We start from the raw sequence: 25,185 nt of genomic DNA on the forward strand, positions 1-25,185 counted from the left end.
TCAATCTGGGAACCGCCCAAATGACCGAAAAAGCTTAATGTTTTCGCACAAATAACGGGCGAGCTGTCATTTGGCCGTCACATGCGGGACCGTATTGGTCGGCGAATGAAAGGTCATACACTGAACCGGTTGGGGCGGTGTATCGACTACGCCATCGACGGTCGCTTGGTGAGACGGGGGCAGAGGATGGCTGGCTTGCTTTCGAGAGTTCTGAGGGTGGCAGGCATTGCCCTGGCATCGGTCACTCTCGCCATGCCGGCGCAGGCCGAAAAGCGCGTGGCGCTGGTGGTCGGCAACAACGACTACAAATACGTCCCAAAGCTGCAGAAGGCGGTCAACGACGCCCGCACCATGGGTGACACGCTGAAGCAACTCGGCTTCTCCGTGATGATTGCCGAGAACCAGAACCGGCAGCAATTCTCCGAGACGCTGCTCGCCTTCGACAAGGCGATCGAACCCGGCGACACCGCATTCTTCTTCTACGCCGGCCATGGCTTCGAGATCGCCGGCCAGAATTTCCTGCTGCCGACCGATGTGCCGGCTGCGACCGAGGGCCAGGAGGAATTGGTGCGCGACGCATCCGTCCTCGCTGACCGCATCGTCGAGCGCCTGCAGAACAAGAAGGCGCGCACCTCGATCCTGGTGTTCGACGCTTGCCGCAACAATCCGTTCGAGCGGCCGGGAACGCGCGCGGTCGCCGGCGGCGGCGGGCTTGCGCCGATGACGCAATTGCCGGAGGGCGTGTTCTCGGTGTTCTCGGCCGGCCCGCGCCAGACCGCGCTCGATCGCCTGTCGAACGACGACGCCAATCCTAATTCGGTGTTCACCCGTACCTTCGCCAAGGAGCTGCTGCAGCCCGGCAGGAATCTGGTGCAGGTCGCCCAGCACACGCGGCGCCTGGTCAGCGAGGCGGCCGAGACCATCAGGCACAAGCAGATCCCGGTCTATTTCGACCAGATGGTCGACGACGTATTCCTGAACGGTATGGCGAAAGGGCCGGATGCGGGGCCTGCCGAGGCTCCGCAGAAGCTTGCGGCGTTGCCGCCGGTCTCGGTGCCGCGAATCCCAAAGGAGGATTCCGTCAATGCGCCGATCGCGAGTTTCTCGCGCCATAATGGCGGCTGGACGGTGGTGTTCTCGATCGCGGACCCTGCGCTCGGGATTTCCTGGCGGATGGGCGACGGCGGCAATTTCCGCGAGACCGGGTTCATCGACACGCTCGATCCGCGCACCCGCAAGCGGATGCCCAATCCTTCGATCGAGCTGCCGGCCGATGCGCAGGCCGGCACCATCCAGGTCCGCTACGTCGATACGGCAGGCGAGATGCAGGGACCGTTTCCGATCCGGTTCGACCCCGAAGCAGCCTTGATCCGCGACCAGCGCAAGATCCTCGACATGACCGCAACGAGCTGGCTGTCGTTCCGCGAGTTCAACGGGCTCCTGATCTATTACACCCATCTGATGTCTTATCGCTGCGCGATCCGCGAGGCGCGTGTCGGCATCGACAGTGCGGTGCCGGACAAGGTGCTGAAAATGCCGCCCTGCGATCCCCGCGATCCCAGTGTGATCCCGCACGAGGCGCAGCCCTATCTGAAGCTGGCGCCGCAGACCAAGTCGGTCTCGGTGGAGCTGACCTATCGCGACGGTAGCGTGTCGGAGATCAAGACGTTCCGGCGCTAGAACATTTTCGGTTCTGATTGAATCAGAACCGAAGCTCTAGATTCTTGTTGGGTTTTCTTCACGCGAACCGGTATACACTTCGCTCGAAAACGCTCTAGTCATCTCGCCTGTTGGACCGGCGCTACAATTCCGGCCGAGCATCGAAGTCTCGACGAGGACATCATGACCGCCAAGGTGATGCAGCACCCGTCAGCCCGCAGGATGAAAGTGCACTGCTGCATCGTCGGCGGCGGGCCGGCGGGCATGATGCTCGGTTATCTCCTGGGCCGCGCCGGCATCGACGTCGTGGTGCTGGAGAAGCACGCCGACTTCTTCCGCGATTTTCGCGGCGACACCGTGCATCCCTCGACCTTGCAGGTCATGGACGAACTCGGCTTGATCGACGGCTTCCTCAAGCTGCCGCACCAGCAATTGCAAAAGCTCGACGGGATGTTCGGCGGCGCAAAGGTGCGGATCGCCGATCTCTCTCGCGTCGGCGCAAAATACCCGTTCATCGCTTTGATGCCGCAATGGGACTTTCTCAACTTCCTGCGCGAGAGCGGCAAGCGTTTCGCCTCGCTGCAGGTGCTGATGAGCACGGAGGCGACCGACCTGATCCGCGACGGTGAAGCGGTCGCGGGCGTGAGGGCCGAGGCACCGGAGGGTACGCTCGACATCGAGGCTGATCTGACGATTGCCTGCGATGGCCGTCATTCGACGGTGCGCGAGCGTGCCGGACTTGCGGTCGAGGAGATCGGGGCGCCGATGGACGTGTTGTGGTTCCGCGTCGGGCGGCGGCCGGACGAGAGCGAGAACCTGTTCGCGCGCGTCGAGCCCGGCAAGATGATGGTCACCTTCGATCGCGGCGATTACTGGCAATGCGCCTATGTCATCGCCAAGGGGCAATACGATGCGGTGAAGGCGAGGGGACTGGCCGCGCTGCTGGACGACGTGGTGCGGCTGGCGCCGATCCTGAAGTCCGGCATCTCCGACGTCAGAAGCTGGGACGACGTGAAGCTCCTGACGGTTGCGATCAATCGCCTGAAGCGCTGGACGCTGCCGGGGCTGCTCTGCATCGGCGACGCCGCGCATGCGATGTCGCCGGTCGGCGGTGTCGGCGTCAATCTCGCGGTGCAGGATGCGGTCGCGACCGCCAATCTGCTCGCGGCGCGGCTTGCGGGCGGATGTCCGACCGAGGACGAACTCGACGCCGTGCGAAAGCGGCGCGAGTTTCCGATGAAGATGACGCAGCGGATGCAGGTCATCGTGCAGAACAGGATCATCAGCAGCGCATTGGGGCCAGCCAACCAGCCGCTCAAGGTCCCGCTCGTGGTACGGCTGATCACGGCCGTACCCTGGTTGCAGGGCATCACCGCGCGCTTCGTCGGAATCGGCGTGCGACCCGAACATGTGCAGTCGCCGGCGCTCTCCTGAAGGATTCAGCCCATGATCGAATAGCCGCCGTCGACGGGGATGGCGGTGCCGGTGACGAAATCAGAAGCCGGCGAGGCAAGGAAGACCGCGATCCCCGACAGATCGCCGCTATCGCCCCAGCGCGCCGCCGGCGTGCGCGCCAGCACCCGCTCATGCAGCCCGGCGATCTCGCTGCGGGCGCGCCGGGTCAGGTCGGTGTCGATCCAGCCGGGCAGGATCGCGTTGACCTGGACGTTGTCGGGCGCCCAGGCGCAGGCACAGGCGCGCGTGAACTGCACGATGCCGCCTTTGCTCGCGGCGTAGGCCGGCGCGAAGCCGGCGCCGAAGATCGACATCATCGAGCCGATATTGATGATCTTGCCGCCGCCGGCCTCTTTCATCGCCGGATGGACCGCCTGCGAGCACAGGAACGCGCTGGTGAGATTGGTCGAGATCACGCTGTCCCATTCGCTGACATCGAGCGCATGCGGCGGCTTGCGGATATTGATGCCGGCGTTGTTGACGAGGATATCGATCCGACCGAGCTCGCCTTTGACGCGCGCTACCATATCGGCGACGGCTTTGCCGTCGGTGACGTCGGCGGCCACTGCAATGGTCTTCCCGCCGCGCTGTCCGAGTTCAGCGGCCGCGGCTGCCGATTTCGCCTCGTTGCGGCCGACGACGGCGATCGCAGCACCAGCGTCCGCCAGTCCGCGTGCCATCCCAAGCCCGATTCCACCATTGCCGCCGGTGACGATCGCAACCTTGCCCGTAAGGTCGAAGAGGGACGTTCCCATTGGTGTGTTCCGCTTCTGTTGAGCTTGGGGGAAGATGCCGACTTGGGCGAGCCTTTGCCAGACCCGGATGTCGCAGACCTGTCCGTGTTGCAACGAGCGCCAGCCGCAGACGCAAAAAAGCCCCGGACAATGCCGGGGCTTCCGCCTGCCATTTTAGCAGAGATCAGTACCTGCCGCCGACCGGAGCGCCCCAGTTGAAGCGGTAGACGATCGAGGTGCTGATGGTCTGCACCCAGGGCTTGAAGGTCGTCGAAACTCCCGTCGGCGCACCGAGGAACGACTCCGGCAGGGAGATACGGTCGTAGAACGCGGAGCGGTATTCGGTCTTCATGAACCAGCCGGGCGCGCTGATGCCGAAGATATCGAGGTTATTCTCGACGCCACCACCGACGAACCAGCCATCGCGACGGAACGAATCAGTGGTCACCCCGGTCGGGTTCCCGGCCAAGTCGTTCATGGAAGTGCCCGACCATTCGGAGCCTGAATAGCCGCCGTTGACGTAGGAGTAGACATTCGGCGCAACGAGATAGCCGAGGCGCACACCAGCCGCATAGCTGGTCCGGAGCTTCACGCGTCCTTCAATGTCGTTGATCGGATCGGTCAGCGAGCCGCGGAGGCTGCCAAACTGGCCGTCGGCGAACACGCCGGCAACCCAGCGGCCGCTGAACTGCCAGTCGTAGCCGATACCAACGGTACCGAACCAGCCATCGCCGCCGAGCCGCGTGTCGCGCGACAGGGGAATCTGGCCAACGGTGGTCTCAACATTGCTGTCGGCGTCCCACAAACCGCCGCCGCCACCGCCGAAGATGTAGAAGCCCGTCCAGTTGTAAACCGGCGCAACCGGCGGCGGCGCCTTCGTATACGGCCGAGCGCCAAGATCGGCCGCCGAGGCCGACCCCGTCAGTGCTGCAACCGTGGCCACAGCGAGCGCCAATTTCTTCATATCCAATCCCCAACTTGCTAGACGAACGCCTGACGGCTGCGTCGATTCCATTCCGTAGCTGCACAAACTATAGCTGTTTCAACCGGGAATGCTGTTGCGGGACAGGCACACTTACCTGAAAACGCTCCGGTGAATTGTTGGCCGAAGCGCCTTGGTGCTACGGTACCGGACCAAAATCCGCCGCATGTACAGAGGGTTAAGGCTGGAGGGCTGGCGATTAGACGTCTAGCATGTCGTCGCTGGCGAATTCCGCCTTGTCGGAAATGAAGGCGAACCGCGCCTCCGCCTTGGTGCCCATCAATCGCTCGACCGAGTCGGCAGTGCCCTCGCGGTCGTCGGCAAGCAGAACGACCCGCAGCAGGGTACGCTTGGCCGGGTCCATGGTGGTTTCCTTGAGCTGGGCCGGCATCATCTCGCCAAGGCCTTTGAAGCGGCTGATCTCGACCTTGGCGTTGGCATTGAACTCGCTCTTGATCAGCGTATCCCTGTGCGCGTCGTCGCGGGCATAGACCGATTTGGAGCCGTGGGTGAGCTTGTAGAGCGGCGGCACCGCCAGATAGAGGTGCCCTTCGTCGATCAGCCGCGGCATCTGACGGTAGAAGAAGGTGATCAGCAGCGATGCGATATGGGCGCCGTCGACGTCGGCGTCCGTCATGATGATGATGCGCTGATAGCGCAGATCCTCTTCGCGGTAGTGTGCACCGGTGCCGCAGCCGATCGCCTGCACGAGATCGCTGAGCTGGACATTGCCCATCAGCTTGTCCTTGCCGGCAGAGGCGACGTTGAGGATCTTGCCGCGCAGGGGCAGCACGGCCTGCAGCTTGCGATCGCGCGCCTGCTTGGCGCTGCCGCCGGCCGAGTCGCCCTCGACGATGAAGAGTTCGGAGCCAGCAAGTCCGGCGTCGGTGCAATCGGCGAGCTTGCCGGGCAGGCGGGCCTTCTTGCCCGCAGTCTTGCGCGCAACCTCTTTCTCCTGGCGGCGGCGCAGCCGTTCCTCGGCGCGCTCGATCACGAAATCGAGCAGCCTGTTGGCCTGCACCGGATTGCCCGACAGCCAGTGGTCGAACGGATCCTTGATTGCCTGCTCGACGATGCGCTGGGCCTCCGCCGTGGCCAGCCGGTCCTTGGTCTGGCCCTGGAATTCGGGCTCACGCACGAACACGCTGAGCATCACCGCGGCGCCGACCATGACGTCTTCCGACGTTACCGGCGCAGCCCGCTTGCCCTGGCCGACACGTTCGGCATGGTCCTTCAGGCCGCGCAGCAGCGCGCTGCGCATGCCTGATTCATGGGTGCCGCCATCGGGAGTCGGAACGGTGTTGCAGTAGGAGGAGAGGAAGCCATCGGCATCCGCCGTCCACGCCACCGCCCATTCGCAGGCGCCATGGGCGCCATTGCGGCCCGACTTGCCCGAGAAGATGTCCGGATGCACCAGCGTGTCGGCGTGGATCGCGGCGGCGAGGTAATCCTTCAGGCCGCCGGGGAAGTGGAAGGTCGCTTCGGCTGGAACGTCCTCGACGCCCTTCAGCAGTTCCTCGTCGCAATGCCAACGGATTTCGACACCGCCGAACAGGTACGCCTTCGAGCGCGTCATCTTGAACAGGCGCTGCGGCTTGAACGTGGCCTTGCCGCCGAAAATATCAGTATCGGGCTTGAAGCGGATGCGCGTGCCGCGGCGGTTATTGACCTTGCCGAGGTCTTCCAGCTTGCCCTTGGGATGGCCACGCTCGAACGTCATGCGATGGAGCTTCTGGCCGCGCGCGACCTCGACCTCGAGCTGTGAGGAGAGGGCGTTGACCACGGAAATACCGACGCCGTGCAGGCCGCCCGAGGTCTCGTAGACCTTGGAGTCGAACTTGCCGCCCGAGTGCAGCGTGCACATGATCACTTCGAGCGCCGATTTCTTCGGGAATTTCGGGTGGGGATCGACCGGGATGCCGCGGCCGTTGTCGGTGACCGTCAGGAAGCCGTCGGCGGTCAATTCGACCTCGATGAAGGTGGCGTGCCCCGCCAGCGCCTCGTCCATCGAGTTGTCGATGACTTCGGCGAACAGGTGGTGCAGTGCCTTTTCGTCGGTGCCGCCGATATACATGCCGGGCCGCCGGCGGACCGGCTCCAGCCCCTCGAGCACCTCGATATCGGCAGCGGTATAGTCAGCCTCACCGGAACCCGATCGCGCAGCGACCTTCAACGGCGCCCGGCCCTTGGACGCAGCGCCCGCGAAGAGATCATCATTGGATTTGGTTTTTGCAGCGGACTTCAGTGATTTGGACATGGCTCTTCATAGATTGCGCGAACAGCGCGCAGCGAATCAGTCAACCTGACTATGCCACGGATAGGCTTAAAAAGTGACCGCCGGGCAGCAGCAATCGCTGCCTTCGCCCGGCGGTCACAGGAAATATGGGGATCCTCAATCAGGCACGCGAGGTGCGGAACACGATGAGGGCAAACAGCGCCATGGAGGCAATCACCATGAATGATCCCACAATTGGCGCGATCTCGAACGAGGATCCCTTCAGAAGCACGATGGCGACGCCGGCGGGGAATAGGATCGCGCCGAAAATGTGCAGCCAGCCCTGGATTCGAGCCAGCATTGTGGTCCCGGCCGCTGGAATCAGGTGGTAGTAGAGCCCAAACAGGAACAAAAGCACTCCGCCGACGAGGTTCAGGTGCGCATGCGCAGGTGCCAGGATGAAGTTTTGCTGGATACCCATGGCAATTCCACCGAGCATTCCGAGCAGAAGAACGACCGCACTGACGCACATCATCAACGATCCAATCATCAAAAAACCTCGTCTTTACAGGAAAAAACCGGTCCGGCCCTGGGCCGGAACTGAAATCACGCCCCTTCCTGCGGCTTTGTGACTTGATTGTCATGCAAGGGGCTGGCTTACCTGTCCTTAGGCTATGAGCCCGCAGAAAGGTTCAAGCCATCTGAGCGGGGCGGGGAAGGCGTTCACTACATGGAAGAATTTGCGCGTGCCGTGGCCGATTTCGTGCGCCACCACCAGGTTTGGGCCGCGCCAATCGTGCTCGTGCTGGCGTTCGGCGAGTCGCTCGCCTTCATTTCGCTGCTGATCCCGGCGTGGGGCGCGCTGGTCGGGATCGGCGCGCTGATCGGGGTAAGCGGCATCAGCTTCTGGCCGGTCTGGATTGCCGGTGGCATCGGCGCGGCGCTCGGCGACTGGGTCTCCTATTGGTTCGGCTACCGCTACAAGGAGAAGGTCGCGCAGATGTGGCCGCTGTCGTGCTACCCGGACATCCTGGAGCGCGGCGAGGCTTTCGTGCGCAAGTGGGGCGTGCCCAGCATTTTCATCGGGCGCTTCTTCGGACCCCTGCGCGCCTCGGTTCCGCTCGCGGCCGGTATTTTCGAAATGTCATATTGGCAATTCCAGATCGCCAATTTCGTCTCGGCGCTGGTCTGGTCGGCCGTGCTGCTGCTGTTTGGAGACGTGATGGCGCATGTCGCCGAATGGTTGTGGCGATCGGTGTGAGCGGTGGAATAAGCGCTTGAGGTGGGGGTTAGCCCCGACGGTACCGGGCGCTCCATTCCGGTAGATCGGTCTTGCAGGAGGCCAACGCGGAAATACCGCGGTCATCGTTTCACTGGGAGAGCATCATGGAAATGACACGTCGTCACGCCCTTGCGGGCGCAGCCGCCATTGCTGCCGCGCCGCTGTTGCCGAACATTCCCGCACAGGCTGCGGCGCCACTTGCGGACAAGCAGGCGCCAAGCTTCTACCGCTACAAGGTCGGTGACACCCAAGTCACCGTGGTGTCCGACGGCAAGAACGTCTTCAAGCTGGAAGACTCCTTCATCATCAATGCGAAGAAAGAGGAGGTGAACGAGGCACTGGAAAAGGCATTCCTGCCGCGCGATGTGTTCACGATCCATTTCGCCCCGCTCGTGATCAACGCCGGCGGTAAGCTCATCGTGCTCGACACCGGCAATGGCCCCACGGCGAAAGCCAACAGCAAGGGTGCCAACGGATTGTTCATCGACCACATGACCGCGGCGGGATTCGATCCCAAGGCGGTCGACATGGTCGTGATCTCCCACTTCCACGGCGATCATGTGAACGGGTTGCTGACAGCGGACGGCACCCCGGCATTTCCGAACGCCGAGGTGCTGGTGCCGGCGGTGGAATGGAAGTTCTGGATGGATGACGGCGAGATGAGCCGCGCCTCAGCCGGGCGGATGCAGAACCTTTTCAAGAACAACCGCAGCATCTTCGAGGCGAGCCTTAAGGTGACGCCCTACGAGTGGGGCAAGGAGGTCGCGCCGGGATTGCTCGCGGTCGAGACTCCCGGCCATACGCCGGGTCACACTTCTTACGTGCTGTCGTCGGGATCTGGAAAAGTCTTCATCCAGTCCGACGTCACCAACAATCCGAATCCGTTCGCGACCAATCCGGGCTGGCACGCGTTCTTCGACCAGGACGCTGCCATGGCCGAAAAGACCCGTCGCCGGGTCTATGACATGGTGGCCGCCGAGAAGCTGCAACTGCAGGGCTTCCACTATCCGTTCCCCGGGCTCGCCAATATTGAGAAGGACGGCAATGGCTACCGGGTGATCCCGGCGCCGTGGAATCCAGTGATCTGAACCGCTTTCAGCATCCCGGAGCGCGCACCGTCAGCGCGCGAATCCGGAAAGCCGGGAGGTTGTGGCGCGACGTTCCGGGTTCGATGCTTCCGCGTTGCCCGGAATGACGGCGTTCGTATCTTGACGCGCGCCGTTCGCGACCCTATAGCCTCGTCCATGATCCTCATCGCGACCAATTCCATCGCCCGTCGCCGCCGCGCTTGCGCGGTATGGGCGGTCGTCTGCGTTTAAGATCATCGCCTCTGCCGCCGGATTACTTCCCGCGGCATCTTTCCTCGAAAAAGAAACGCGGTCGGTCTGGCGGCTCCTAGCTACCTCCGGAGTTCGACATGTATACGCCACCGCCGTTCAAGCCCGACCGCGCCGCAAGTCTCGCCTTTGCGGAAGCGCGCGGGTTCGGCCTTGTGTGCGCCTGGGACGGCGCCAAGCCGATCGCCTCGCCGCTGCCGTTCTACCTGTCCTACGCGGCGGACGGAACGCCGCGCGCGACCTTTCATCTCGCCCGTCACAATCCGCTGGTAAAGCTTGCGGGGACTTTGTCCTGGCTGCTGGCCGTCACCGGAGCGGATGCCTATGTGTCGGCGGACTGGTATGTTTCGCCGGATCAAGTGCCGACCTGGCTCTATCAGGCCGTGCACCTGACCGGTCCGGTGCGGCCGCTGTCGGATCATGAGCTGGCAGTGCAGATCGATACGCTCAGCGCCAAGTACGAGAATAGGCTATTGCCGAAGAAGCCGTGGACGTCGGCGAAGATGACCGCGGCGCGGCTGGAGGCGATGAAGAAGGCAATCGTGGGCCTTGAGATGACGGTTGAAGAGGTTGAGGGCAGCTTCAAGCTCAACCAGCATAAATCCGAAACCGACTACGCGGCGGTGGCGGGCGCGCTCGCCTCGCGGACCGATGCAGGGGCGCAGCAGATTGCAGATCTGATGCGGGAAGCGCGACCCGACGCCTTTGCAAGTGAAACGAACAAGCTCGAAAGGAGCGAGCCATGAGCCTCTCGGACGTCAAGCAATCCCCGACTGTCGGTAGCTCCGCCAGGCCTGCCGTGTTCGTCGACGGTGCCAGCGGAACAACGGGCCTCGGCATCAACGAGCGGCTTCGGCTGCAGAACGACGTGATGGTGAAGAGCATCGCCGAAGACAAGCGCAAGGACGCAGGCGCCAAGCGCGCGCTGATGGAGGAGGTGGATCTCGTGATCCTCTGCCTGCCGGACGATGCCGCGAAGGAGACTGTTGCGCTGATCGACAGCATGGGCGCGGCGGCCCCCCATGTGCTCGATGCCTCGACGGCGTTTCGGGTCGCCAGCGACTGGGCTTACGGCTTTCCCGAGCTCGCGCCGGATCAGGCGGAGAAGATCCGGGCGGCGCGGAAGGTCTCCAACCCCGGCTGCTATCCGACCGGCGCGATCGCGCTGCTCCGGCCGCTGGTCGACGCCGGCCTCCTGCCTGCGGATTATCCGGTCACGGTCAACGCCGTCAGCGGCTATTCCGGTGGTGGAAAGTCGATGATCGCAAGCTTCGAGGACGGCACGGCGCCGGCGTTCGAACTCTATGGTCTCGGTTTCGAGCACAAGCACGTGCCGGAGATGCAGCTTTACTCAAGGCTGACACGGCGGCCGATCTTCATACCGTCGGTGGGCAACTACCGGCAGGGCATGCTGGTGTCGGTGCCGCTGCAGCTCGAGACATTGCCAGGCAAGCCCGGCGTGGCTGACCTGCACTCGGCATTGGCGAAACGCTACGCTGGCAGCCGCTATGTCTCCGTCATGCCGCTGGAGAACGAGGCCGCCAGGAGCGGGCGGATCGAGCCCGAGGCGTTGAACGAGACCAACATGCTCGAGCTGTATGTCTTTGGCAGCGACAAGCACCATCAGGCGGTGCTGGTCGCACGTCTCGACAACCTGGGCAAAGGCGCCTCAGGCGCGGCGGTGCAGAACATGCGGCTGATGCTGGGGCTGCCCGACAAGTAGCACCGACGATTTATGGCCCATCATGGCCGGGCTGATCCCGGCCATGATGGCGTGCAGGGTTGCTCAGAACGCCCTGAAGATCGCGAGGGCTAGCACGGCCTGCGCAAGGAAGCCGATGACGAAGGCGAGGGTGCGGAACACCGGCAGGCCGAGCGTGTAGACGATCAGGTGCGCGACGCGCGACCAGAAATAGACCGCACAGGCGAGCACGGTCCATGTGCTGGAATAGTCGATTGCGTTGAGGATTAGGACCAGCGGCGCGAAGACGATAAGGTTCTCGACCGCATTGTCGTGCGCGAACATCAGCCGGTTTGCCCAGTCGGCCTGGGCCTTGTCGTTGCGCGAGGGGTTGGCCATCGCGCCGGCGAGGCCGCGGGTCTGGCAGCGGTTGATCATGTAGGGGATCCACAATACGCCGGTCAGAATCACCGTCAGCGTCAGCCAGAACAGTTCACGCGTCATTGGTTTCCCCTCGGTTGATCTGCGTCCCGTCGACGAGACGGGACGCTCGCTTATACCGAAGCGGCGCGCATCGCGCTACGCGCGCACCCGGACATAGCTGCCAGGGGCCTCTTCGATCGGCGGCAGCGCCTCCGAACCGACGGTGCGCGCCGGGACTTTCTCGGCATCGATGCTTTCCAGCCATTCGCGCCAATCGGGCCACCACGATCCCTTGTGCTCCCTGGCGCTCTTCAGCCAGTTGGAAAGCTTGGCGTCCTTGATGTTGTCGTTGGTCCAGTACTGGTACTTGTTGGCCGCCGGCGGATTGACCACGCCGGCGATATGGCCGGAGCCGGACAGCACATATTTCACCGGTCCGCCGAAGAACTGCGAGCCGTACAGCACCGATTCCGCCGGCGCGATGTGGTCCTCGCGGGTCGCGAGATTGTAGACCGGCACCTTCACCTTGGAGAGATCGAGCAGCGTGTTGTCCAGCACCATGCTGCCGGAGGAAAGCCGGTTCTCCAGGTAGCAGTTGCGCAGGTAATAGGAATGGTTCGCCGCCGGCATCCGCGTCGCATCGGAGTTCCAGTGCAAGAGGTCGAACGAGGCGGGCGGCTGCCCCTTCAGATAGTTGCTGACGACATAGTTCCAGATCAGATCGTTCGAGCGCAGCATGTTGAAGGCCATCGCCATCTTGCTGCCCTCGAGCACGCCCCGCTGCTCCATGTCGCGCTCGAGCGCGGAGATCTGGTCCTCGTCGACGAACACCAGCAGGTCGCCGGCATGGGTGAAGTCGACCTGCGCGGCGAAGAAGGTGGCCGACGTGGCGCGCACGCGGCGCTTCTCGGCGAGCCAGGCGAGCGTCGCGGCGAGCAGGGTGCCACCCACGCAATAGCCGACGGTGTGAACCTTCATCTCGCCCGTGACCTTCTCGATGACGTCCATCGCGGTCAGCGGTCCTTCGGTCATGTAGTCGGCGAAGCTCTTCTTGCCGAGCTCGCGATCCGGATTGACCCAGGAGATCACGAATACGGTCAGCCCCTGGTCGACGCACCATTTGATGAAGGACTTCTCGGGCCTGAGATCGAGGATGTAGTACTTGTTGATCCAGGGCGGCACGATCAGGAGCGGCGTGCGCAGCACCATCTCCGTGGTCGGCGAATACTGGATCAACTGCATCAAATCGTTTTGATAGATCACCTTGCCCGGCGTCGTCGCCATGTTGACGCCGACCGCGAGGTTGGTCGGGTCGGACTGGCGGATCCGCAGTGTGCCATGGCCCGCCTCGATGTCCTCCGCCAGCATCTTCATGCCGCGAACGAGGTTGTCGCCGTTCGTCTCCATGGTGGTGCGCAGCACTTCCGGATTGGTCAGAACGAAATTCGACGGCGCCAGCGCGTTGGTGATCTGCTGCACGTAGAATTCGGCCTTCTTGCGGGTGTGCGGATCGACGCCCTCGGCGTTGCGCACCAGGTCCTGCGCCCATTGCGTGGTGAGCAGATAGAGCTGCAGGATGAAATCGAAGAACTGGTTCGATCGCCATTCCGGGTCGGCGAAGCGCTTGTCGCGCGGTGCCGGATCGATCGCAGGCTTCGCCTCCTGACCGGCCATGCGGCGCGCGGCCGAGCCGAACAGGTCGAGATACGCCTTGCCGAGCCTGGTCTGGAGTTCGGCGGCCCGGTCCTGGTCCGCGAGCCAGTATTCGGCGACCGCGGTGAAGGTCTTGATCACCTCGGCGAACTCGCCTCCAGCCTTGTCCTTGATGTCAGCGCCCTCGCGCGGCTTCAGATAGGCTGCAAGCGCCTGGCCGGAGCTCTCCAGCGCACGCGCAATGTTCATCGCAAAGGCTTCGCCGTCGAATTTCTTCGCGGCCTGGGTTTCGATGGTAACGTCGCTCATGCAATCGACACTATCGCTTCGGTTCTCCCGCGTCATCGCGCGGTGCAGTAACGACGATGTAGGATTTCTCTAGGCTTTCGCATTGTTGCACTGCGACAAATTCCTCCCAGTTCCGACACATTGAAGCCGCATCAATCGGATTTGCTGTTCACGGCTTAATCGTTTCGGGCGACAATGGTTTGAACCGGTTGGGACGGGGCCGCCGCAACCAGACGATTTGTCGCTGCAAGGCTCGTACCAGTGATTAGTTACCGGCAAGTGGGGACTTCCGGACGTATGCGTATCGATCGAATGACAAGGCTGCTCGCGGCCGGCGCGCTGCTGGCATCGGCGTTTGCCCTTGGCGGATGCTCCACGTCCATCGCAGATCTTCCCGGCGTCGGGGTCCCCGCCGATGCCCCGGCGCGTCCCAAGGAAGCGGGCGGCTATCTGCCGGTGCACGACATGCCACCGGATCGTGAAGAGGCGCCGATGAAGCCGGCGGAGCAGGCCAAGATCGAGGCCGAACTGAAGGCTGCGCGCGACCGCCAGGCTGCGACCGCACAAAACGCCGGCAAGTGAAGTGGCCGCTAGCTAATCGCTGGCGCTGCCACCGCTACATGCTAAAAGAGCCTCAATTCAACCGCATATCCGGTCGCCGAGCCCAGATTTTGCGTCTGGAAACGCCCTAAGTCATTGATTGGGCGTAATTTCCGGCCCAAACCGGGTTTGGTTTCGGCAAGGCGCGCAAATCATCGCGCGATTCTGTCGTGCCGGTCGTCGGAGCAGGGTCCCATGGAAGAATTTTATCGCATTCGCCGTCTGCCGCCCTACGTCTTCGAGAAGGTCAACCAGGCCAAGGCAGCCGCGCGCAATGCCGGGGCCGACATCATCGATATGGGCATGGGCAACCCGGACCTGCCGACGCCGGCCCATGTGATCGAGAAGCTCAAGGAAACCCTCGGCAAGCCGCGGACCGACCGCTATTCGGCTTCGCGCGGCATCAACGGCCTTCGCAAGGCGCAGGCTGCGTATTACGCGCGGCGGTTCGGCGTGAAGCTCAACCCGGACACCCAGGTGGTGGCGACGCTGGGCTCGAAGGAGGGCTTTGCCAATGTGGCGCAGGCGATCACCGCGCCCGGCGATGTCATCCTGTGCCCCAACCCGAGCTATCCGATCCATGCCTTCGGCTTCCTGATGGCGGGCGGGGTGATCCGCTCGGTGCCGTCGGAACCGACGCCGCAATTCTTCGAGGCGGTGGAACGCGCGATCATCCATTCGATCCCGAAGCCGCTTGCGCTCGTGGTCTGTTATCCCTCCAATCCGACGGCCTATGTCGCCGATCTCGACTTCTACAGGGATCTCGTCGCGTTCGCGAAGAAGCACGAGATTTTCATCCTGTCGGATCTCGCTTACGCCGAAGTTTATTTCGACGACAACAATCCGCCGCCGTCGGTGCTGCAGGTGCCGGGCGCGATGGACGTCACCGTCGAATTCACCTCGATGTCGAAGACCTATTCGATGGCCGGCTGGCGCATGGGCTTTGCAGTCGGCAACGAGCGCATCATCGCAGCGCTGGCGCGGGTGAAGTCCTATCTCGACTACGGCGCCTTCACGCCGATCCAGGTGGCCGCGACCGCAGCGCTGAACGGGCCAGACGACTGTATCCGCGAGATGCGCGAGACCTATCGCCGGCGGCGTGACACGCTGGTGGAAGCGTTCGGCCGCGCCGGCTGGGAGATCCCGCCGCCGCAAGCTTCGATGTTCGCCTGGGCGCCGCTGCCGAAAGCATTCGAGGATGTCGGCAGCATGCAGTTCGCTACCCTCTTGGTGGAGAAATCAGGCGTCGTGGTGTCGCCCGGCGTTGCCTTCGGTGAGCACGGCGAAGGTTTTGTCCGCATCGCGATGGTGGAAAACGAGCAACGTATCCGCCAGGCCGCGCGCGGCGTGCGCCGCTTCCTTGAAAGCGGCATCGAAACGTTGCACAACGTGGTTCCTCTCGCCAACCGGCGTTAATCTCCTCGGCAGGTTTGTTCTCGATGGTTGCACCGCTGAAAGTGGGCATAGCGGGGCTTGGCACCGTTGGTGCCGAAGTCGTCCGCCTGATTGAGCAACAGGGAACGACCTTGGCGGCGCGCAGCGGTCGTGGCGTCCGCGTTGTCGCAGTCACCGCGCGGTCGAAGGCGAAGAAGCGCGGGCTCGATTTGCGCGGCATCGACTGGGTCGAAAGCCCGCAGGCGCTGGCCGAGGATTCCAATGTCGACTGCTTCGTCGAATTGATGGGCGGCGCCGATGATCCCGCCTTCTCGGCGATCGAGACCGCGCTGAAGGCCGGCAAGTCGGTGGTGACGGCCAACAAGGCGCTGATCGCCAAGCATGGACTGCGGCTCGCCAAGGCCGCCGAGCAGCATGGTGGCGCACTGAATTTCGAGGCCGCGGTCGGCGCGGCCATTCCCGTGATCAAGACGCTGCGCGAGGGGCTCTCCGGCACCAGCGTCAACCGCGTCTACGGCATCCTCAACGGCACCTGCAATTACATCCTGACGCGGATGGAGCAGGAGGGATTGTCGTTCGAGGAATGTTTGAAGGACGCGCAGCGGCTCGGTTATGCCGAAGCCAATCCGTCGTTCGATGTCGACGGGCACGATACCGCGCAAAAGCTTGCGATCCTGGCGAGCCTCGCCTTCGGCACCAAGGTCGCGCAAACCGCGGTCTATGTCGAAGGCATTTCCTCGATCACGCCCGAGGATCTGCGTGCGGCGGAGGAACTCGGATATCGCGTCAAGCTGCTCGGCGTTGCCGTGCGAACCGCAAAGGGCATCGAGCAGCGCGTGCATCCGACCATGGTGCCGAAATCTTCGTCGATTGCCCAAGTCATGGGCGTCACCAATGCGGTGACGATCGACGGCGAGGGCATTCCGCCGATCACTCTGGTCGGACCGGGCGCGGGCGGGGCGGCGACTGCGTCCGCCGTGGTTGCCGATATCGCCGACGTGGCGCGCGGCATCCGCGCAACGCCGTTCGGCCGGCCGGTCGACAGCCTACGCGCGACGACCAAGGCGCCGATGGAGCGCCATGAGGGCGGCTATTACATCCGCCTTCTGGCCCGTGATCACGCCGGCACCGCCGCAACCATCGCAACGCGGCTCGCGGAACAGAAGATTTCGCTGGAATCGATCGTGCAGCGCCACCGCAATGGCAGCGATGTTAACGGTTCGGCCAAAAAAGCTTCACCGGTTCCGGTCATTCTGATTACCTATGCGACCAATGAAGACGCGGTTCATCGGGCGCTCAAGGCCGTGCAGCGCGACAGGGTCATCAGTGGTCGCCCACAGGTGATACGAATTGAGAAAAATTAGTGTGCGATAGCGAACGCCTTCTACGTTAAATGATTGAATGCGGGCGAGGGGCCCGAAGGCTGAAGGAGTGTTGAGATGTCGACCCATATTTCCGTCCCGCCGCAGCTCTTGCTCGAGCGCATCCTCACGCTCGAAATCGTGCGGGTCACGGAGCGGGCGGCGGTGTCGGCCGCGCGGTTGCGCGGCCACGGCCAGGAGAAGGCGGCCGACCAGGCCGCGGTCGACGCGATGCGCCGCGAACTCAACAAATTGCCGATCGAGGGCACGGTCGTGATCGGCGAGGGCGAGCGCGATGAAGCGCCGATGCTGTTCATCGGGGAGAAGGTCGGGCTCAATGCCGGCCCGCAGGTCGATATCGCCGTTGATCCGCTGGAAGGCACCACGCTCTGCGCCAAGAACATGCCGGGCGCGATCGCGACCATGGCGATGGCCGATGGCGGCACGCTGCTGCACGCGCCTGACGTCTACATGGAGAAGATCGCGATCGGTCCAGGCTACGACAAGAACGTCATCGAGCTCGATGCGTCGCCCGCCGACAACATCCAGCGGCTGGCCAAGGCCAAGGGCGTGCCGGCATCGGCGATCACGGCGCTGGTGCTCGACCGTCCGCGCCATGCCGACATCATCGCGAGCATCCGCTCGACCGGCGCCGCCGTGCGCCTGATCACCGACGGCGACGTCGCCGGCGTGATCCATACCACCAACCCGGACGAGACCGGCGTCGACATCTACATGGGCACCGGCGGTGCGCCCGAGGGCGTGCTGGCGGCTGCCGCGCTGCGCTGCATCGGCGGCCAGATGCAGTGCCGCCTCATCCTCGACAGCGACGAGAAGCGCGAGCGCGCGCAGAAGATGGGCATCACCGATCCGAAGATGATCTACGGCATCGAGGACATGGCGCGCGGCGATTGCCTGTTCGCCGCCACCGGCGTCACCACCGGCTCGCTGCTCACAGGCGTCAAGTTCAAGAAGAACACGATCGAGACCGAGACGGTGGTGATGCGCTCGGTCACCGGCACCGTGCGCTACATCAAGGCGGAGCACCGCCAGCTCGAGAAGTTTCATCTCGACTGAGATGGCCTGCAGGATGCGCCTTGAGGCGCATCCTGCAACGACAACAACAAGAACGGGAGGCGAGCATGGCCGATCTTTCGGCGGTCAAGGCGCTGGTGTTCGACGTGTTCGGTACCGTCGTCGACTGGCGCACCAGCCTGATCAACGACTTCACGAAGTGGTCGAAGACGCGCGGCATCGAAGCCGACTGGACCGCCCTCGTTGACGGCTGGCGTGCAGTCTACGTCGCCTCGATGGACGAGGTGCGCAAACATCCCGAGCGCGGCTATGTCATCCTCGATGTGCTGCACCGCCGCTCGCTGGAGAAGCTGGTCGAGCAGCACGGGATCAAGGGATTGACCGACGCCGACCTGCAGTACCTGACCACGGGCTGGCACCGCCTGCATCCGTGGCCCGACAGCGTGGCGGGGCTGACGCGGCTGAAGACGAAATACATCATCTCGCCGCTCTCGAACGGCAACGTCGCGCTGTTGACCAACATGGCGAAGTTCGCGGGGTTACCCTGGGACCTCGTCATGTCGGCCGAATTGTTCGAGCACTACAAGCCGGATTCTGAGACCTATCTCGGCGCCGCGAAATTGCTGTGCCTGCCACCGGAGCAGGTGATGATGGTCGCCGCGCACAATGGCGACCTCAAGCATGCGCAACAGAACGGCCTGAAGACCGCCTTTGTGGCGCGTCCGACCGAATACGGCCCGCTGCAGAAAGTCGACTTCGAAGCGACCGGCAACTGGGACATCGTCGCCAAGGATTTCGGCGCGATTGCGGATCGTATGGGCTGTTAGCTGAGCAGTTCGTCGCGAAAAGCCAAGACGAGCGCCACACAGAAGGTCCGCACCCTGAGGAGCGGCCCTCGGGCCGCGTCTCGAAGGATGGCTGCAGGTGATATCGGGGCCTCATGGTTCGAGACGCCGCTGCGCGGCTCTTCGCCATGAGGGGACAACACCCAGCACTTCGGCTTAAGAAGCAGCCCCGCAAAGAATGACGCCGTACCAGCCGAGACCCCTGTAGGTCTCGTAGCCCGGCGTGGCGTGGAAGGCGACCAGCGCGCCGGAGCGGTCCTGGTAGAAGCCGCTGCGCTGGCCGCCCAGCGAGAGCGAGACGTGCTCGGTCAGAAGACCTTTTCGGTCCGACGCCGCGATCACCCGGAAATTGGAATCGATCAGGAGCACGCGCGCTCTATCGGCCGCGCCGACGCGAATGCCCTGGACGATGGCGCGCGCCTGCGGCTCCCAGTCGAAATGGATCGCGAGCACGCCGGTCGGTTTGCCGTGAGCCTTGCCGCCTTCGCGGACGCTGGCGCAATAGGTTGCGACTTGGGCGTTGCCAAGCAGCGGCTGGCACTCGATGTCGCCGGCGACATAGTCGTCGCCCGAGCGCAGATCGCGCGCCTGGCGAAACCATTTGGTCGTCGCAACATTCTGACCGATCACCTTGAAGCGATCGGCGCGCCCGTTGGCGATCACATTGCCCTCGAGGTCGCAGAGCCAGAGATCGAGATAGACGGTGTAGGCGGAAAGGATCACGGCGAGCCGCTCGGACGCGTGCGCCACCACCGCCGGCTCAGGCGACGCGGCGCAGTCGATGACGGCGGAATCGGTCGCCCACCAGCGCACGTCGCAGGTCCGTTCGTAGAGATTGCGGTCGATCAGCTCGATCGCGTTCAGCGACAGATCCACCATGCGCTCGCCGCGCGAGCGGTCGGTCATGCGTTCGATCGAGCTCATGAGGCTGCCGGTCCGCCTGGTTAGCTGCGTCTCGAGCTCGCGGGCGATGGTCTCGACCTGCTGGCCGACGCCGCGCACCTCCTGCGCCACCACAGCGAAGCCGGCGCCTTGCGCGCCGGCGCGCGAACTCTCGATCAGCGCGTTCAGCGCCAGCATCTTCATCTGGTTGGTGATCTTCTGGATCGATCTTGTCTTCTCGCAGGCGATCTGGTTGACCTCTGCGGTCAGCCGCGCGATCAGGGCCGAAATATCGGATTCATCATCGACGTCAGGCGAGAGCGCCGATTCGTTCGCGACTGATTTCGCGCGCGCAAGCGCGATGGACATCGGCGGACTTCCCCTGCGTTATGCCTTTGACCGCTTGCAGCGGACCGGACGGAACCAAAAAATCGCACATTAAACACACGCCCAATTTCGGGGATTTGCGCTAACGTCGGCTTAATTTTCCGAAATTGCTACCTATGTAGGACTGCACTTTATTTCGGCATTCCGCTGTTTCCCGCTGTGAATCCTCCTCCAAATACCAACCGACGAAGGCGTCAGCACGCCTCCAAAACGAATCCGCGTCCTCCGTATCCTGCGAAAAGTGGGCAAAACCACCTGGTAGCGCTTCGCGATTGCCCGCTCAGGGTCAAGGATGGGAGCGCTGATTCGCGCATCCGCCAGTGCTGCTCGTCGTCGGGACCGTTATGACGCTTCACACCGCCATCCTGCCCGTGGAGATGCCGCCGGCCTTTCTCGGCGTGGCGCGCTCGCTCACCGGCAAGTTCTGGCGCGACCGCCTGGACGCGCGGGGTGCGGCACGGGCGCTCGCGATCGTGCAGCGCCATCAACTGCCGGAAATGCTGGCGCGCCTGCTCGCGGGCCGCGACGTCGCGATCGATGACGTGCCGGATTTCCTCGATCCGACCATCCGCAAACTGATGCCGGATCCCTTCACCGTGACCGCAATGGAAGCGGCGGCGAAGCGGATCGCGGATGCGGCGATGCGCAACGAGAAGGTCGCGATCTTCGGCGATTACGACGTCGACGGCGCGACCTCGGCGGCGCTGCTCGCCTGGCATTTGCGGCATTGTGGACTCGATCCGCTGATCCACATTCCCGATCGCCTGTTCGAGGGCTACGGCCCGAACACGGAAGCCGTGCGTGCGCTGGCGGCCAAGGGGGCGACGCTCCTTGTGACGGTTGATTGCGGCACCACGAGCCTGGAGCCGCTCGCGGAGGCGCGGCGGCTCGGCATGTCCGTGGTCGTCATCGATCACCATCAATGCGGCGAGGTGCTGCCCGAGGTCGACGCGCTGGTCAATCCGAACCGGCTCGACGATCTCTCCGGTCTTGGCCATCTCGCGGCCGTCGGCCTCGTGCTGGTGACCCTGGTCGCCGTGAATCGGGACTTGCGCCAGCGCGGTTTCTGGACATCGGAAATGCCCGAGCCGGACCTGCTCGGCATGCTGCATCACGTCGCGCTTGGGACGGTGGCCGACGTCGCGCCGCTGATCGGGCTCAACCGCGCCCTCGTCGCCAAGGGGCTGATCGCGCTGCGCAGGCGCGACCATGTCGGGCACACCGCGCTGATGGATGTGGCCCGGCTCAACGGCCCGCCGGAGGCCTGGCACCTCGGCTTCATGCTGGGGCCGCGCATCAATGCCGGCGGGCGGATCGGCCGCGCCGATCTCGGCGTGCGGCTGCTGCTGGAAGGCGACACCTCGGAGGCGGCACGGATCGCGGCCGAGCTTGATCGTCTCAACAGCGAGCGGCGCGTCATCGAACAGGCGGCCGAAGCGCAGGCCGAGGCGGAGGCGCTGGCCGCGCTCGGGCTGGAGGACAAGGGCTCCGTCATCGTCACCGCCGCCGAGGGCTGGCATCCCGGTGTCGTCGGTCTTGTGGCCTCGCGTCTCAAGGAGAAGTTTGGCAGGCCGGCCTTTGCCGTCGCGCTTGAGCCGGGCGGCATCGGCACCGGCTCGGGCCGCTCGATCGGCGGCGTCGATCTCGGCAAAGCGGTGCGGCAGGCGGTGGCGGATGGTTTGTTGCTGAAGGGCGGCGGCCACGCGATGGCTGCGGGCGTGACGCTGCGCAGGGAGAAGCTTGCGGAGTTCCGCGCCTATCTGGAAAGCGTGCTCGCCGCCGACGTCGCCAATTCGCGCCACGAGCATGAATTGTTCATCGACGGCGCGGTGAGCGCACGCGCCGTGACGGTGGAGTTTGCGGCGATGCTGAACCGCGCCGGCCCGTTCGGTGCCGGCAATCCGGAGCCGGTGATCGCGCTGCCGGCGCACCAGCTCGTCTACGCCGACGAAGTCGGGCAGGCGCACTTGCGCCTGCGCTTCAAGTCGGGCGACGGCTCGATCGTGAACGGCATGGCGTTCCGTTCGGTCGGCCAAAAGCTCGGCAATGCGCTGATACAGAACCGCGGCCAGCCGCTCCATGTCGCAGGCTCGCTCGCGATCGACCGTTGGCAAGGCAGCGAACGTGTGCAATTGCGTGTGCTCGACGTCGCGGTCCCCGACCAGGGGCCCGCGGTCATCAGATAAGAAAACAGTCGGGAGAGCACATGGCAGGACAGGTTGAAGGCAAGGTGGCTTTGGTCACCGGCGGCGCCTCGGGTATTGGCGCGGCGGTGGCCGAATTGTTGGCGCAGGAGGGCGCCACGGTTGTGGCGACCGATATCGACGAACTCAGGGGACCGGAACTGGTCGCCGGCATCAACAAGGCCGGCGGCAAAGCGGTGTTTCTGCAGCAGGACGTGACCAGCGAGGCGCGCTGGGCGGACATCATCGCGGAGATCGACAAGCGTTTCGGCCGGCTCGATGTGCTGGTCTCCAACGCCGGCATCGGCATCTCCGTGCCCTCGATTGTGGACATGACGTTCGCCGACTGGCGCCGGCAGACGTCCATCAATCTCGACGGCGTTTTCCTCTCTGTGAAATATTCCCTGCCGCTGATGCGGAAAACCGGCGGTGGGTCCGTGATCATGATGTCCTCGCTTGCGGGCCTTCGCGGCGCGGCCGGATTGGCTGGCTATTGCGCGACCAAGGGCGGCGTGCGGCTGTTTGCGAAAGCGGTCGCGATGGAGTGCGCCGCTGCAGATGACGGTATCCGCGTCAACTCTGTGCATCCTGGCATCATCGACACGCCGATCTGGGGCAAGATTCCGACGGAGGCGACTGGCAGAGGGGCGAACGCGCCGATCGACCCGGAAGAGCGAGCGAAGCTCGCAACACCGCTCGCCCGCGCTGGTCAGGCGGCGGAGATCGCCAGCGGCGTGCTTTACCTGGCCTCCGATGCGTCACGCTACGTGACGGGGACTGAGCTCGTCATCGACGGCGGCATGAATGCGGGTGCTGTCGCGCGCAAGGCGTGACGTTCCGCGTCATTGCGAGCGTAGCGAAGCAACCCATCTCTCAACTCGTGGCGACGTGGATTGCTTCGTCGCTGTCGCTCCTCGCAATGACGATGTGTCAATTGCCCTGCCGCAGCCGCGCCAGCACCTTCAGTCCGCCGTAACCATCCGCGGGCAATAGCCCCATCTTGGTCTGATAATCCCGGATCGCCTTCATCGTATCGTTGCCGACGCGGCCGTCGGTGCCGCCGGTATCGAAGCCGGCCTTGGTGAGCCGCGTCTGCATCTCCTGCACCTCGGCCAGCGTCAGCGCGCGTTCCGAGCCGGGGAAGGGATGAATGAACGGCGGAGCGCCCAGAATGCGGTCGCCGAGATGGCAGATCGCCAGCGCATAGTTCATCGAGGGATTGTAGCTGCGCACGGCATAGAAATTCGGCCCCAGCAGGAAGGCGGGGCCGCCTGCGACCGGAATCCATAGCTGCGCCGATGCATTCGGCTGCGGGAACGGCTGGCCGTCGGCGCGGGTGACGCCGGCACTGGCCCACGCCGCGTAGCTGCGGCTGCCGCTTGTGCCGCCGCTGGCGCGCACCTCGTAACCCCAATGCTCGCCGCGGTGATATTTGCCGCGGTTGACGAGGTATTTCGCGGTCGACCCGAGTGCATCGTCCGGCCGGCCGAATGGCGAGACCTTGCCGTCGCGGTCATAGTCGAAGCCGACATTGAGCCACACTTCCGGCATCCACTGCGAATGTCCCATCGCGCCGGCCCAGGAGCCGCGCATCTCCTCCGGCGTACTCCAGCCGCGGTCGACGATCCTGAGCGCGTTGATCAGCTCGGTCTCCCAATAGGCCTTGCGGCGCGGCTCGTTCCAGGCGAGCGCGGCGAGTGCGGGGAATACCGGCTTCATGTGGTTCTGCTGCACCAGGGGATCGCCATAGGCGGACTCGACGCCCCACAAGGCCAGCAGCGTGCCGCGTTCGACGCCAAAATCCTTTTCGATCCGCGCAAACAGCGCCTCGTTCTTCTTGAGCGCCTCGCGGCCATTGATGATGCGCCAGTCGGAGACGCGGCGGTTGATGTACTGCCAGATCTGCTCGTTGAATTCCGGCTGCTTCTGCATTTGCCGGAACACGCTCATGTCGGGCTCGATACGGCCCATCACGCGCGTCCAGGTCGCCTCCGAAATTCCCTTGGCGAGCGCGCGGGCGCGGAAATTGTCGCGCCACTGGTCGAAGCCCGCTGGCGCCGCGAACGCGGCCAGCGGACAGGTGAGCAGGCCACCGGCCGCGATGCCGCCCTGCAGGAAAGTCCGGCGGGTAGGGGATGTCAGGGAATCAAGCTGCTTCATGATCTCAGTCTAACGGCGCGGCCCGTGCACACCAAAGGCCACGACGCCGCGGGAACTAGCTATCCTGCAGGTCTGTGGCGATTTTGGACAGCCAGCGGCGCACGATCAGTTCCGCTTTAGGGTTGAGCCCGTCGGCCAGCCGCCGGTCCACGGCGTGAGCGTGGCGTCGGCATTTTTCCAGAATCGCTGTTCCGCGCCTGGTCAGCGTCCATTGCAGGACGCGGCCATGGACCGGATGCGGTGTCTTCCGGATCGCGCCGTCGCGCTCGAGATTGCGGATGATGACGCCGACCGTCTGCGGCGTCAGCAGCGCCACCCGCGCGAGATCGGCGCCGGACAGCCCGGGGTAGGCGCGCAGCATCGTCAGCACCACGAATTGCGGCGGGGTGACCCCGAGCGTTCCCAGCGCCCGTTCCATCGTCAGTCGCGTCGCAGCCTGCGCCTGCCGCAGGAGATAGGCGAGGTAGCCCTGTTCGCCGCGCTTGCCCTGGCCGGGCGGCGGCGGATGGATCATCGCGAGCGCAGGATTTTCCGCGGCCGTTTTCCGGTTGCGAGCCGGACTTTTCGAGTTTCCGCCTTGTCGTTTCTTGCGGGCCGTGACCGATTTCCTGCCGGTGGACCGTGATGC

General features: G+C 64.1%; 22 protein-coding genes. 13 read left to right on the plus strand and 9 right to left on the minus strand.

Annotation, left to right across the window (positions count from 1 at the left end; translation table 11 throughout):
- Positions 1-252 precede the first annotated feature (252 nt).
- Both I6F35_RS11580 and I6F35_RS11585 read left to right on the plus strand, forming a co-directional pair.
- Entirely contained in the window at positions 253-1,680 is a 1,428-nt protein-coding gene (locus I6F35_RS11580) for a caspase family protein (RefSeq protein WP_225118029.1), read from the plus strand.
- A 162-nt stretch (positions 1,681-1,842) separates the two neighbouring features.
- The gene (locus tag I6F35_RS11585; protein ID WP_225117798.1) at positions 1,843-3,093 is read left to right on the plus strand and encodes an FAD-dependent oxidoreductase; all 1,251 of its coding nucleotides are present in this window, start codon (positions 1,843-1,845) and stop codon (positions 3,091-3,093) included.
- A gap of 5 nt (positions 3,094-3,098) precedes the next feature.
- Here I6F35_RS11585 and I6F35_RS11590 read toward each other — a convergent pair whose 3' ends face one another.
- The 4 genes from I6F35_RS11590 to I6F35_RS11605 form a co-directional block, all read right to left on the minus strand.
- Positions 3,099-3,869: a glucose 1-dehydrogenase gene (locus I6F35_RS11590; protein ID WP_225117799.1), complete on the minus strand. Its 771-nt coding sequence runs from the start codon at positions 3,867-3,869 to the stop codon at positions 3,099-3,101.
- A 163-nt stretch (positions 3,870-4,032) separates the two neighbouring features.
- Positions 4,033-4,812, minus strand: a complete 780-nt coding sequence (locus I6F35_RS11595; protein ID WP_225117800.1) for an outer membrane beta-barrel protein — start codon at positions 4,810-4,812, stop codon at positions 4,033-4,035.
- 217 nt (positions 4,813-5,029) lie between these two features.
- Positions 5,030-7,087: a DNA topoisomerase IV subunit B gene (gene parE / locus I6F35_RS11600; RefSeq protein WP_225117801.1), complete on the minus strand. Its 2,058-nt coding sequence runs from the start codon at positions 7,085-7,087 to the stop codon at positions 5,030-5,032.
- Positions 7,088-7,226: 139 nt separating this feature from the next.
- Positions 7,227-7,595, minus strand: a complete 369-nt coding sequence (locus I6F35_RS11605; protein WP_225117802.1) for a hypothetical protein — start codon at positions 7,593-7,595, stop codon at positions 7,227-7,229.
- A gap of 180 nt (positions 7,596-7,775) precedes the next feature.
- Here I6F35_RS11605 and I6F35_RS11610 point away from each other — a divergent pair, with 180 nt between their 5' ends.
- From I6F35_RS11610 to argC, 4 genes are all read left to right on the plus strand, one after another.
- Positions 7,776-8,306 carry a DedA family protein gene (locus I6F35_RS11610; RefSeq protein WP_225117803.1) on the plus strand — a complete coding sequence of 177 codons (531 nt, stop codon included), beginning with the start codon at positions 7,776-7,778 and terminating at the stop codon, positions 8,304-8,306.
- 125 nt (positions 8,307-8,431) lie between these two features.
- Positions 8,432-9,415, plus strand: a complete 984-nt coding sequence (locus I6F35_RS11615) for an MBL fold metallo-hydrolase (RefSeq protein ID WP_225117804.1) — start codon at positions 8,432-8,434, stop codon at positions 9,413-9,415.
- A gap of 329 nt (positions 9,416-9,744) precedes the next feature.
- A complete protein-coding gene (locus I6F35_RS11620; RefSeq protein ID WP_225117805.1) occupies positions 9,745-10,410 on the plus strand; it encodes an FMN-binding negative transcriptional regulator in 666 nt (221 codons plus the stop codon).
- The gene (argC, locus tag I6F35_RS11625) at positions 10,407-11,387 is read left to right on the plus strand and encodes an N-acetyl-gamma-glutamyl-phosphate reductase (protein WP_225117806.1); all 981 of its coding nucleotides are present in this window, start codon (positions 10,407-10,409) and stop codon (positions 11,385-11,387) included. Before I6F35_RS11620 ends, argC begins: the two co-directional genes overlap by 4 nt.
- Before the next feature lie 63 nt (positions 11,388-11,450).
- Here argC and I6F35_RS11630 read toward each other — a convergent pair whose 3' ends face one another.
- Both I6F35_RS11630 and phaC read right to left on the minus strand, forming a co-directional pair.
- A complete protein-coding gene (locus tag I6F35_RS11630) occupies positions 11,451-11,849 on the minus strand; it encodes an MAPEG family protein (protein ID WP_225117807.1) in 399 nt (132 codons plus the stop codon).
- Positions 11,850-11,924: 75 nt separating this feature from the next.
- On the minus strand, positions 11,925-13,730 hold the full coding sequence (gene phaC / locus I6F35_RS11635; RefSeq protein ID WP_225117808.1) for a class I poly(R)-hydroxyalkanoic acid synthase: 1,806 nt from the start codon (positions 13,728-13,730) through the stop codon (positions 11,925-11,927).
- Between the two features lie 276 nt (positions 13,731-14,006).
- Between phaC and I6F35_RS11640 the strand changes: the two genes are divergently transcribed.
- From I6F35_RS11640 to I6F35_RS11660, 5 genes are all read left to right on the plus strand, one after another.
- Positions 14,007-14,291, plus strand: coding sequence for a hypothetical protein (locus I6F35_RS11640; RefSeq protein ID WP_225117809.1), 285 nt, complete (start codon positions 14,007-14,009; stop codon positions 14,289-14,291).
- Between the two features lie 213 nt (positions 14,292-14,504).
- A complete protein-coding gene (locus I6F35_RS11645; protein WP_225117810.1) occupies positions 14,505-15,725 on the plus strand; it encodes an LL-diaminopimelate aminotransferase in 1,221 nt (406 codons plus the stop codon).
- 23 nt (positions 15,726-15,748) lie between these two features.
- Positions 15,749-17,068 carry a homoserine dehydrogenase gene (locus tag I6F35_RS11650; RefSeq protein WP_225117811.1) on the plus strand — a complete coding sequence of 440 codons (1,320 nt, stop codon included), beginning with the start codon at positions 15,749-15,751 and terminating at the stop codon, positions 17,066-17,068.
- 75 nt (positions 17,069-17,143) lie between these two features.
- On the plus strand, positions 17,144-18,142 hold the full coding sequence (glpX, locus tag I6F35_RS11655) for a class II fructose-bisphosphatase (protein WP_225117812.1): 999 nt from the start codon (positions 17,144-17,146) through the stop codon (positions 18,140-18,142).
- A 65-nt stretch (positions 18,143-18,207) separates the two neighbouring features.
- Complete coding sequence (locus tag I6F35_RS11660) at positions 18,208-18,927, plus strand: haloacid dehalogenase type II (RefSeq protein WP_225117813.1); 720 nt, start codon at positions 18,208-18,210, stop codon at positions 18,925-18,927.
- Between the two features lie 174 nt (positions 18,928-19,101).
- On the opposite strand, the gene I6F35_RS11665 is transcribed toward I6F35_RS11660, so the two are convergent.
- Entirely contained in the window at positions 19,102-20,196 is a 1,095-nt protein-coding gene (locus I6F35_RS11665; protein WP_225117814.1) for a methyl-accepting chemotaxis protein, read from the minus strand.
- A 362-nt stretch (positions 20,197-20,558) separates the two neighbouring features.
- Here I6F35_RS11665 and recJ point away from each other — a divergent pair, with 362 nt between their 5' ends.
- Both recJ and I6F35_RS11675 read left to right on the plus strand, forming a co-directional pair.
- Complete coding sequence (gene recJ, locus I6F35_RS11670; protein WP_225117815.1) at positions 20,559-22,400, plus strand: single-stranded-DNA-specific exonuclease RecJ; 1,842 nt, start codon at positions 20,559-20,561, stop codon at positions 22,398-22,400.
- Between the two features lie 20 nt (positions 22,401-22,420).
- Positions 22,421-23,230 (plus strand): glucose 1-dehydrogenase, encoded by an 810-nt coding sequence (locus tag I6F35_RS11675; RefSeq protein WP_225117816.1) that lies wholly within the window; start codon positions 22,421-22,423, stop codon positions 23,228-23,230.
- A 97-nt stretch (positions 23,231-23,327) separates the two neighbouring features.
- Here I6F35_RS11675 and I6F35_RS11680 read toward each other — a convergent pair whose 3' ends face one another.
- Together I6F35_RS11680 and I6F35_RS11685 are read right to left on the minus strand one after the other, a co-directional pair.
- Positions 23,328-24,557 (minus strand): lytic murein transglycosylase, encoded by a 1,230-nt coding sequence (locus I6F35_RS11680; RefSeq protein ID WP_225117817.1) that lies wholly within the window; start codon positions 24,555-24,557, stop codon positions 23,328-23,330.
- A gap of 55 nt (positions 24,558-24,612) precedes the next feature.
- A complete protein-coding gene (locus I6F35_RS11685) occupies positions 24,613-25,071 on the minus strand; it encodes a MarR family transcriptional regulator (protein ID WP_225117818.1) in 459 nt (152 codons plus the stop codon).
- Positions 25,072-25,185 lie beyond the last annotated feature (114 nt).

Source organism: Bradyrhizobium sp. BRP22 (assembly GCF_020194175.1).
In the GTDB taxonomy this organism is placed as follows: domain Bacteria; phylum Pseudomonadota; class Alphaproteobacteria; order Rhizobiales; family Xanthobacteraceae; genus Bradyrhizobium.

Bases quoted from the DNA above. Each gene is read 5' to 3' on its own strand.
- I6F35_RS11640 (WP_225117809.1), top strand. From the start codon at position 14,007: ATGCGTATCGATCGAATGACAAGGCTGCTCGCGGCCGGCGCGCTGCTG.
- I6F35_RS11660 (WP_225117813.1), top strand. From the start codon at position 18,208: ATGGCCGATCTTTCGGCGGTCAAGGCGCTGGTGTTCGACGTGTTCGGT.
- I6F35_RS11590 (WP_225117799.1), bottom strand. From the start codon at position 3,869: ATGGGAACGTCCCTCTTCGACCTTACGGGCAAGGTTGCGATCGTCACC.
- I6F35_RS11610 (WP_225117803.1), top strand. From the start codon at position 7,776: ATGGAAGAATTTGCGCGTGCCGTGGCCGATTTCGTGCGCCACCACCAG.
- I6F35_RS11620 (WP_225117805.1), top strand. From the start codon at position 9,745: ATGTATACGCCACCGCCGTTCAAGCCCGACCGCGCCGCAAGTCTCGCC.
- I6F35_RS11675 (WP_225117816.1), top strand. From the start codon at position 22,421: ATGGCAGGACAGGTTGAAGGCAAGGTGGCTTTGGTCACCGGCGGCGCC.
- I6F35_RS11580 (WP_225118029.1), top strand. From the start codon at position 253: ATGCCGGCGCAGGCCGAAAAGCGCGTGGCGCTGGTGGTCGGCAACAAC.
- I6F35_RS11605 (WP_225117802.1), bottom strand. From the start codon at position 7,595: ATGATTGGATCGTTGATGATGTGCGTCAGTGCGGTCGTTCTTCTGCTC.
- I6F35_RS11680 (WP_225117817.1), bottom strand. From the start codon at position 24,557: ATGAAGCAGCTTGATTCCCTGACATCCCCTACCCGCCGGACTTTCCTG.
- I6F35_RS11595 (WP_225117800.1), bottom strand. From the start codon at position 4,812: ATGAAGAAATTGGCGCTCGCTGTGGCCACGGTTGCAGCACTGACGGGG.
- I6F35_RS11615 (WP_225117804.1), top strand. From the start codon at position 8,432: ATGGAAATGACACGTCGTCACGCCCTTGCGGGCGCAGCCGCCATTGCT.
- phaC (WP_225117808.1), bottom strand. From the start codon at position 13,730: ATGAGCGACGTTACCATCGAAACCCAGGCCGCGAAGAAATTCGACGGC.
- I6F35_RS11585 (WP_225117798.1), top strand. From the start codon at position 1,843: ATGACCGCCAAGGTGATGCAGCACCCGTCAGCCCGCAGGATGAAAGTG.
- recJ (WP_225117815.1), top strand. From the start codon at position 20,559: ATGACGCTTCACACCGCCATCCTGCCCGTGGAGATGCCGCCGGCCTTT.
- I6F35_RS11650 (WP_225117811.1), top strand. From the start codon at position 15,749: ATGGTTGCACCGCTGAAAGTGGGCATAGCGGGGCTTGGCACCGTTGGT.
- I6F35_RS11665 (WP_225117814.1), bottom strand. From the start codon at position 20,196: ATGTCCATCGCGCTTGCGCGCGCGAAATCAGTCGCGAACGAATCGGCG.
- I6F35_RS11630 (WP_225117807.1), bottom strand. From the start codon at position 11,849: ATGACGCGTGAACTGTTCTGGCTGACGCTGACGGTGATTCTGACCGGC.
- glpX (WP_225117812.1), top strand. From the start codon at position 17,144: ATGTCGACCCATATTTCCGTCCCGCCGCAGCTCTTGCTCGAGCGCATC.
- I6F35_RS11685 (WP_225117818.1), bottom strand. From the start codon at position 25,071: ATGATCCATCCGCCGCCGCCCGGCCAGGGCAAGCGCGGCGAACAGGGC.
- argC (WP_225117806.1), top strand. From the start codon at position 10,407: ATGAGCCTCTCGGACGTCAAGCAATCCCCGACTGTCGGTAGCTCCGCC.
- parE (WP_225117801.1), bottom strand. From the start codon at position 7,087: ATGTCCAAATCACTGAAGTCCGCTGCAAAAACCAAATCCAATGATGAT.
- I6F35_RS11645 (WP_225117810.1), top strand. From the start codon at position 14,505: ATGGAAGAATTTTATCGCATTCGCCGTCTGCCGCCCTACGTCTTCGAG.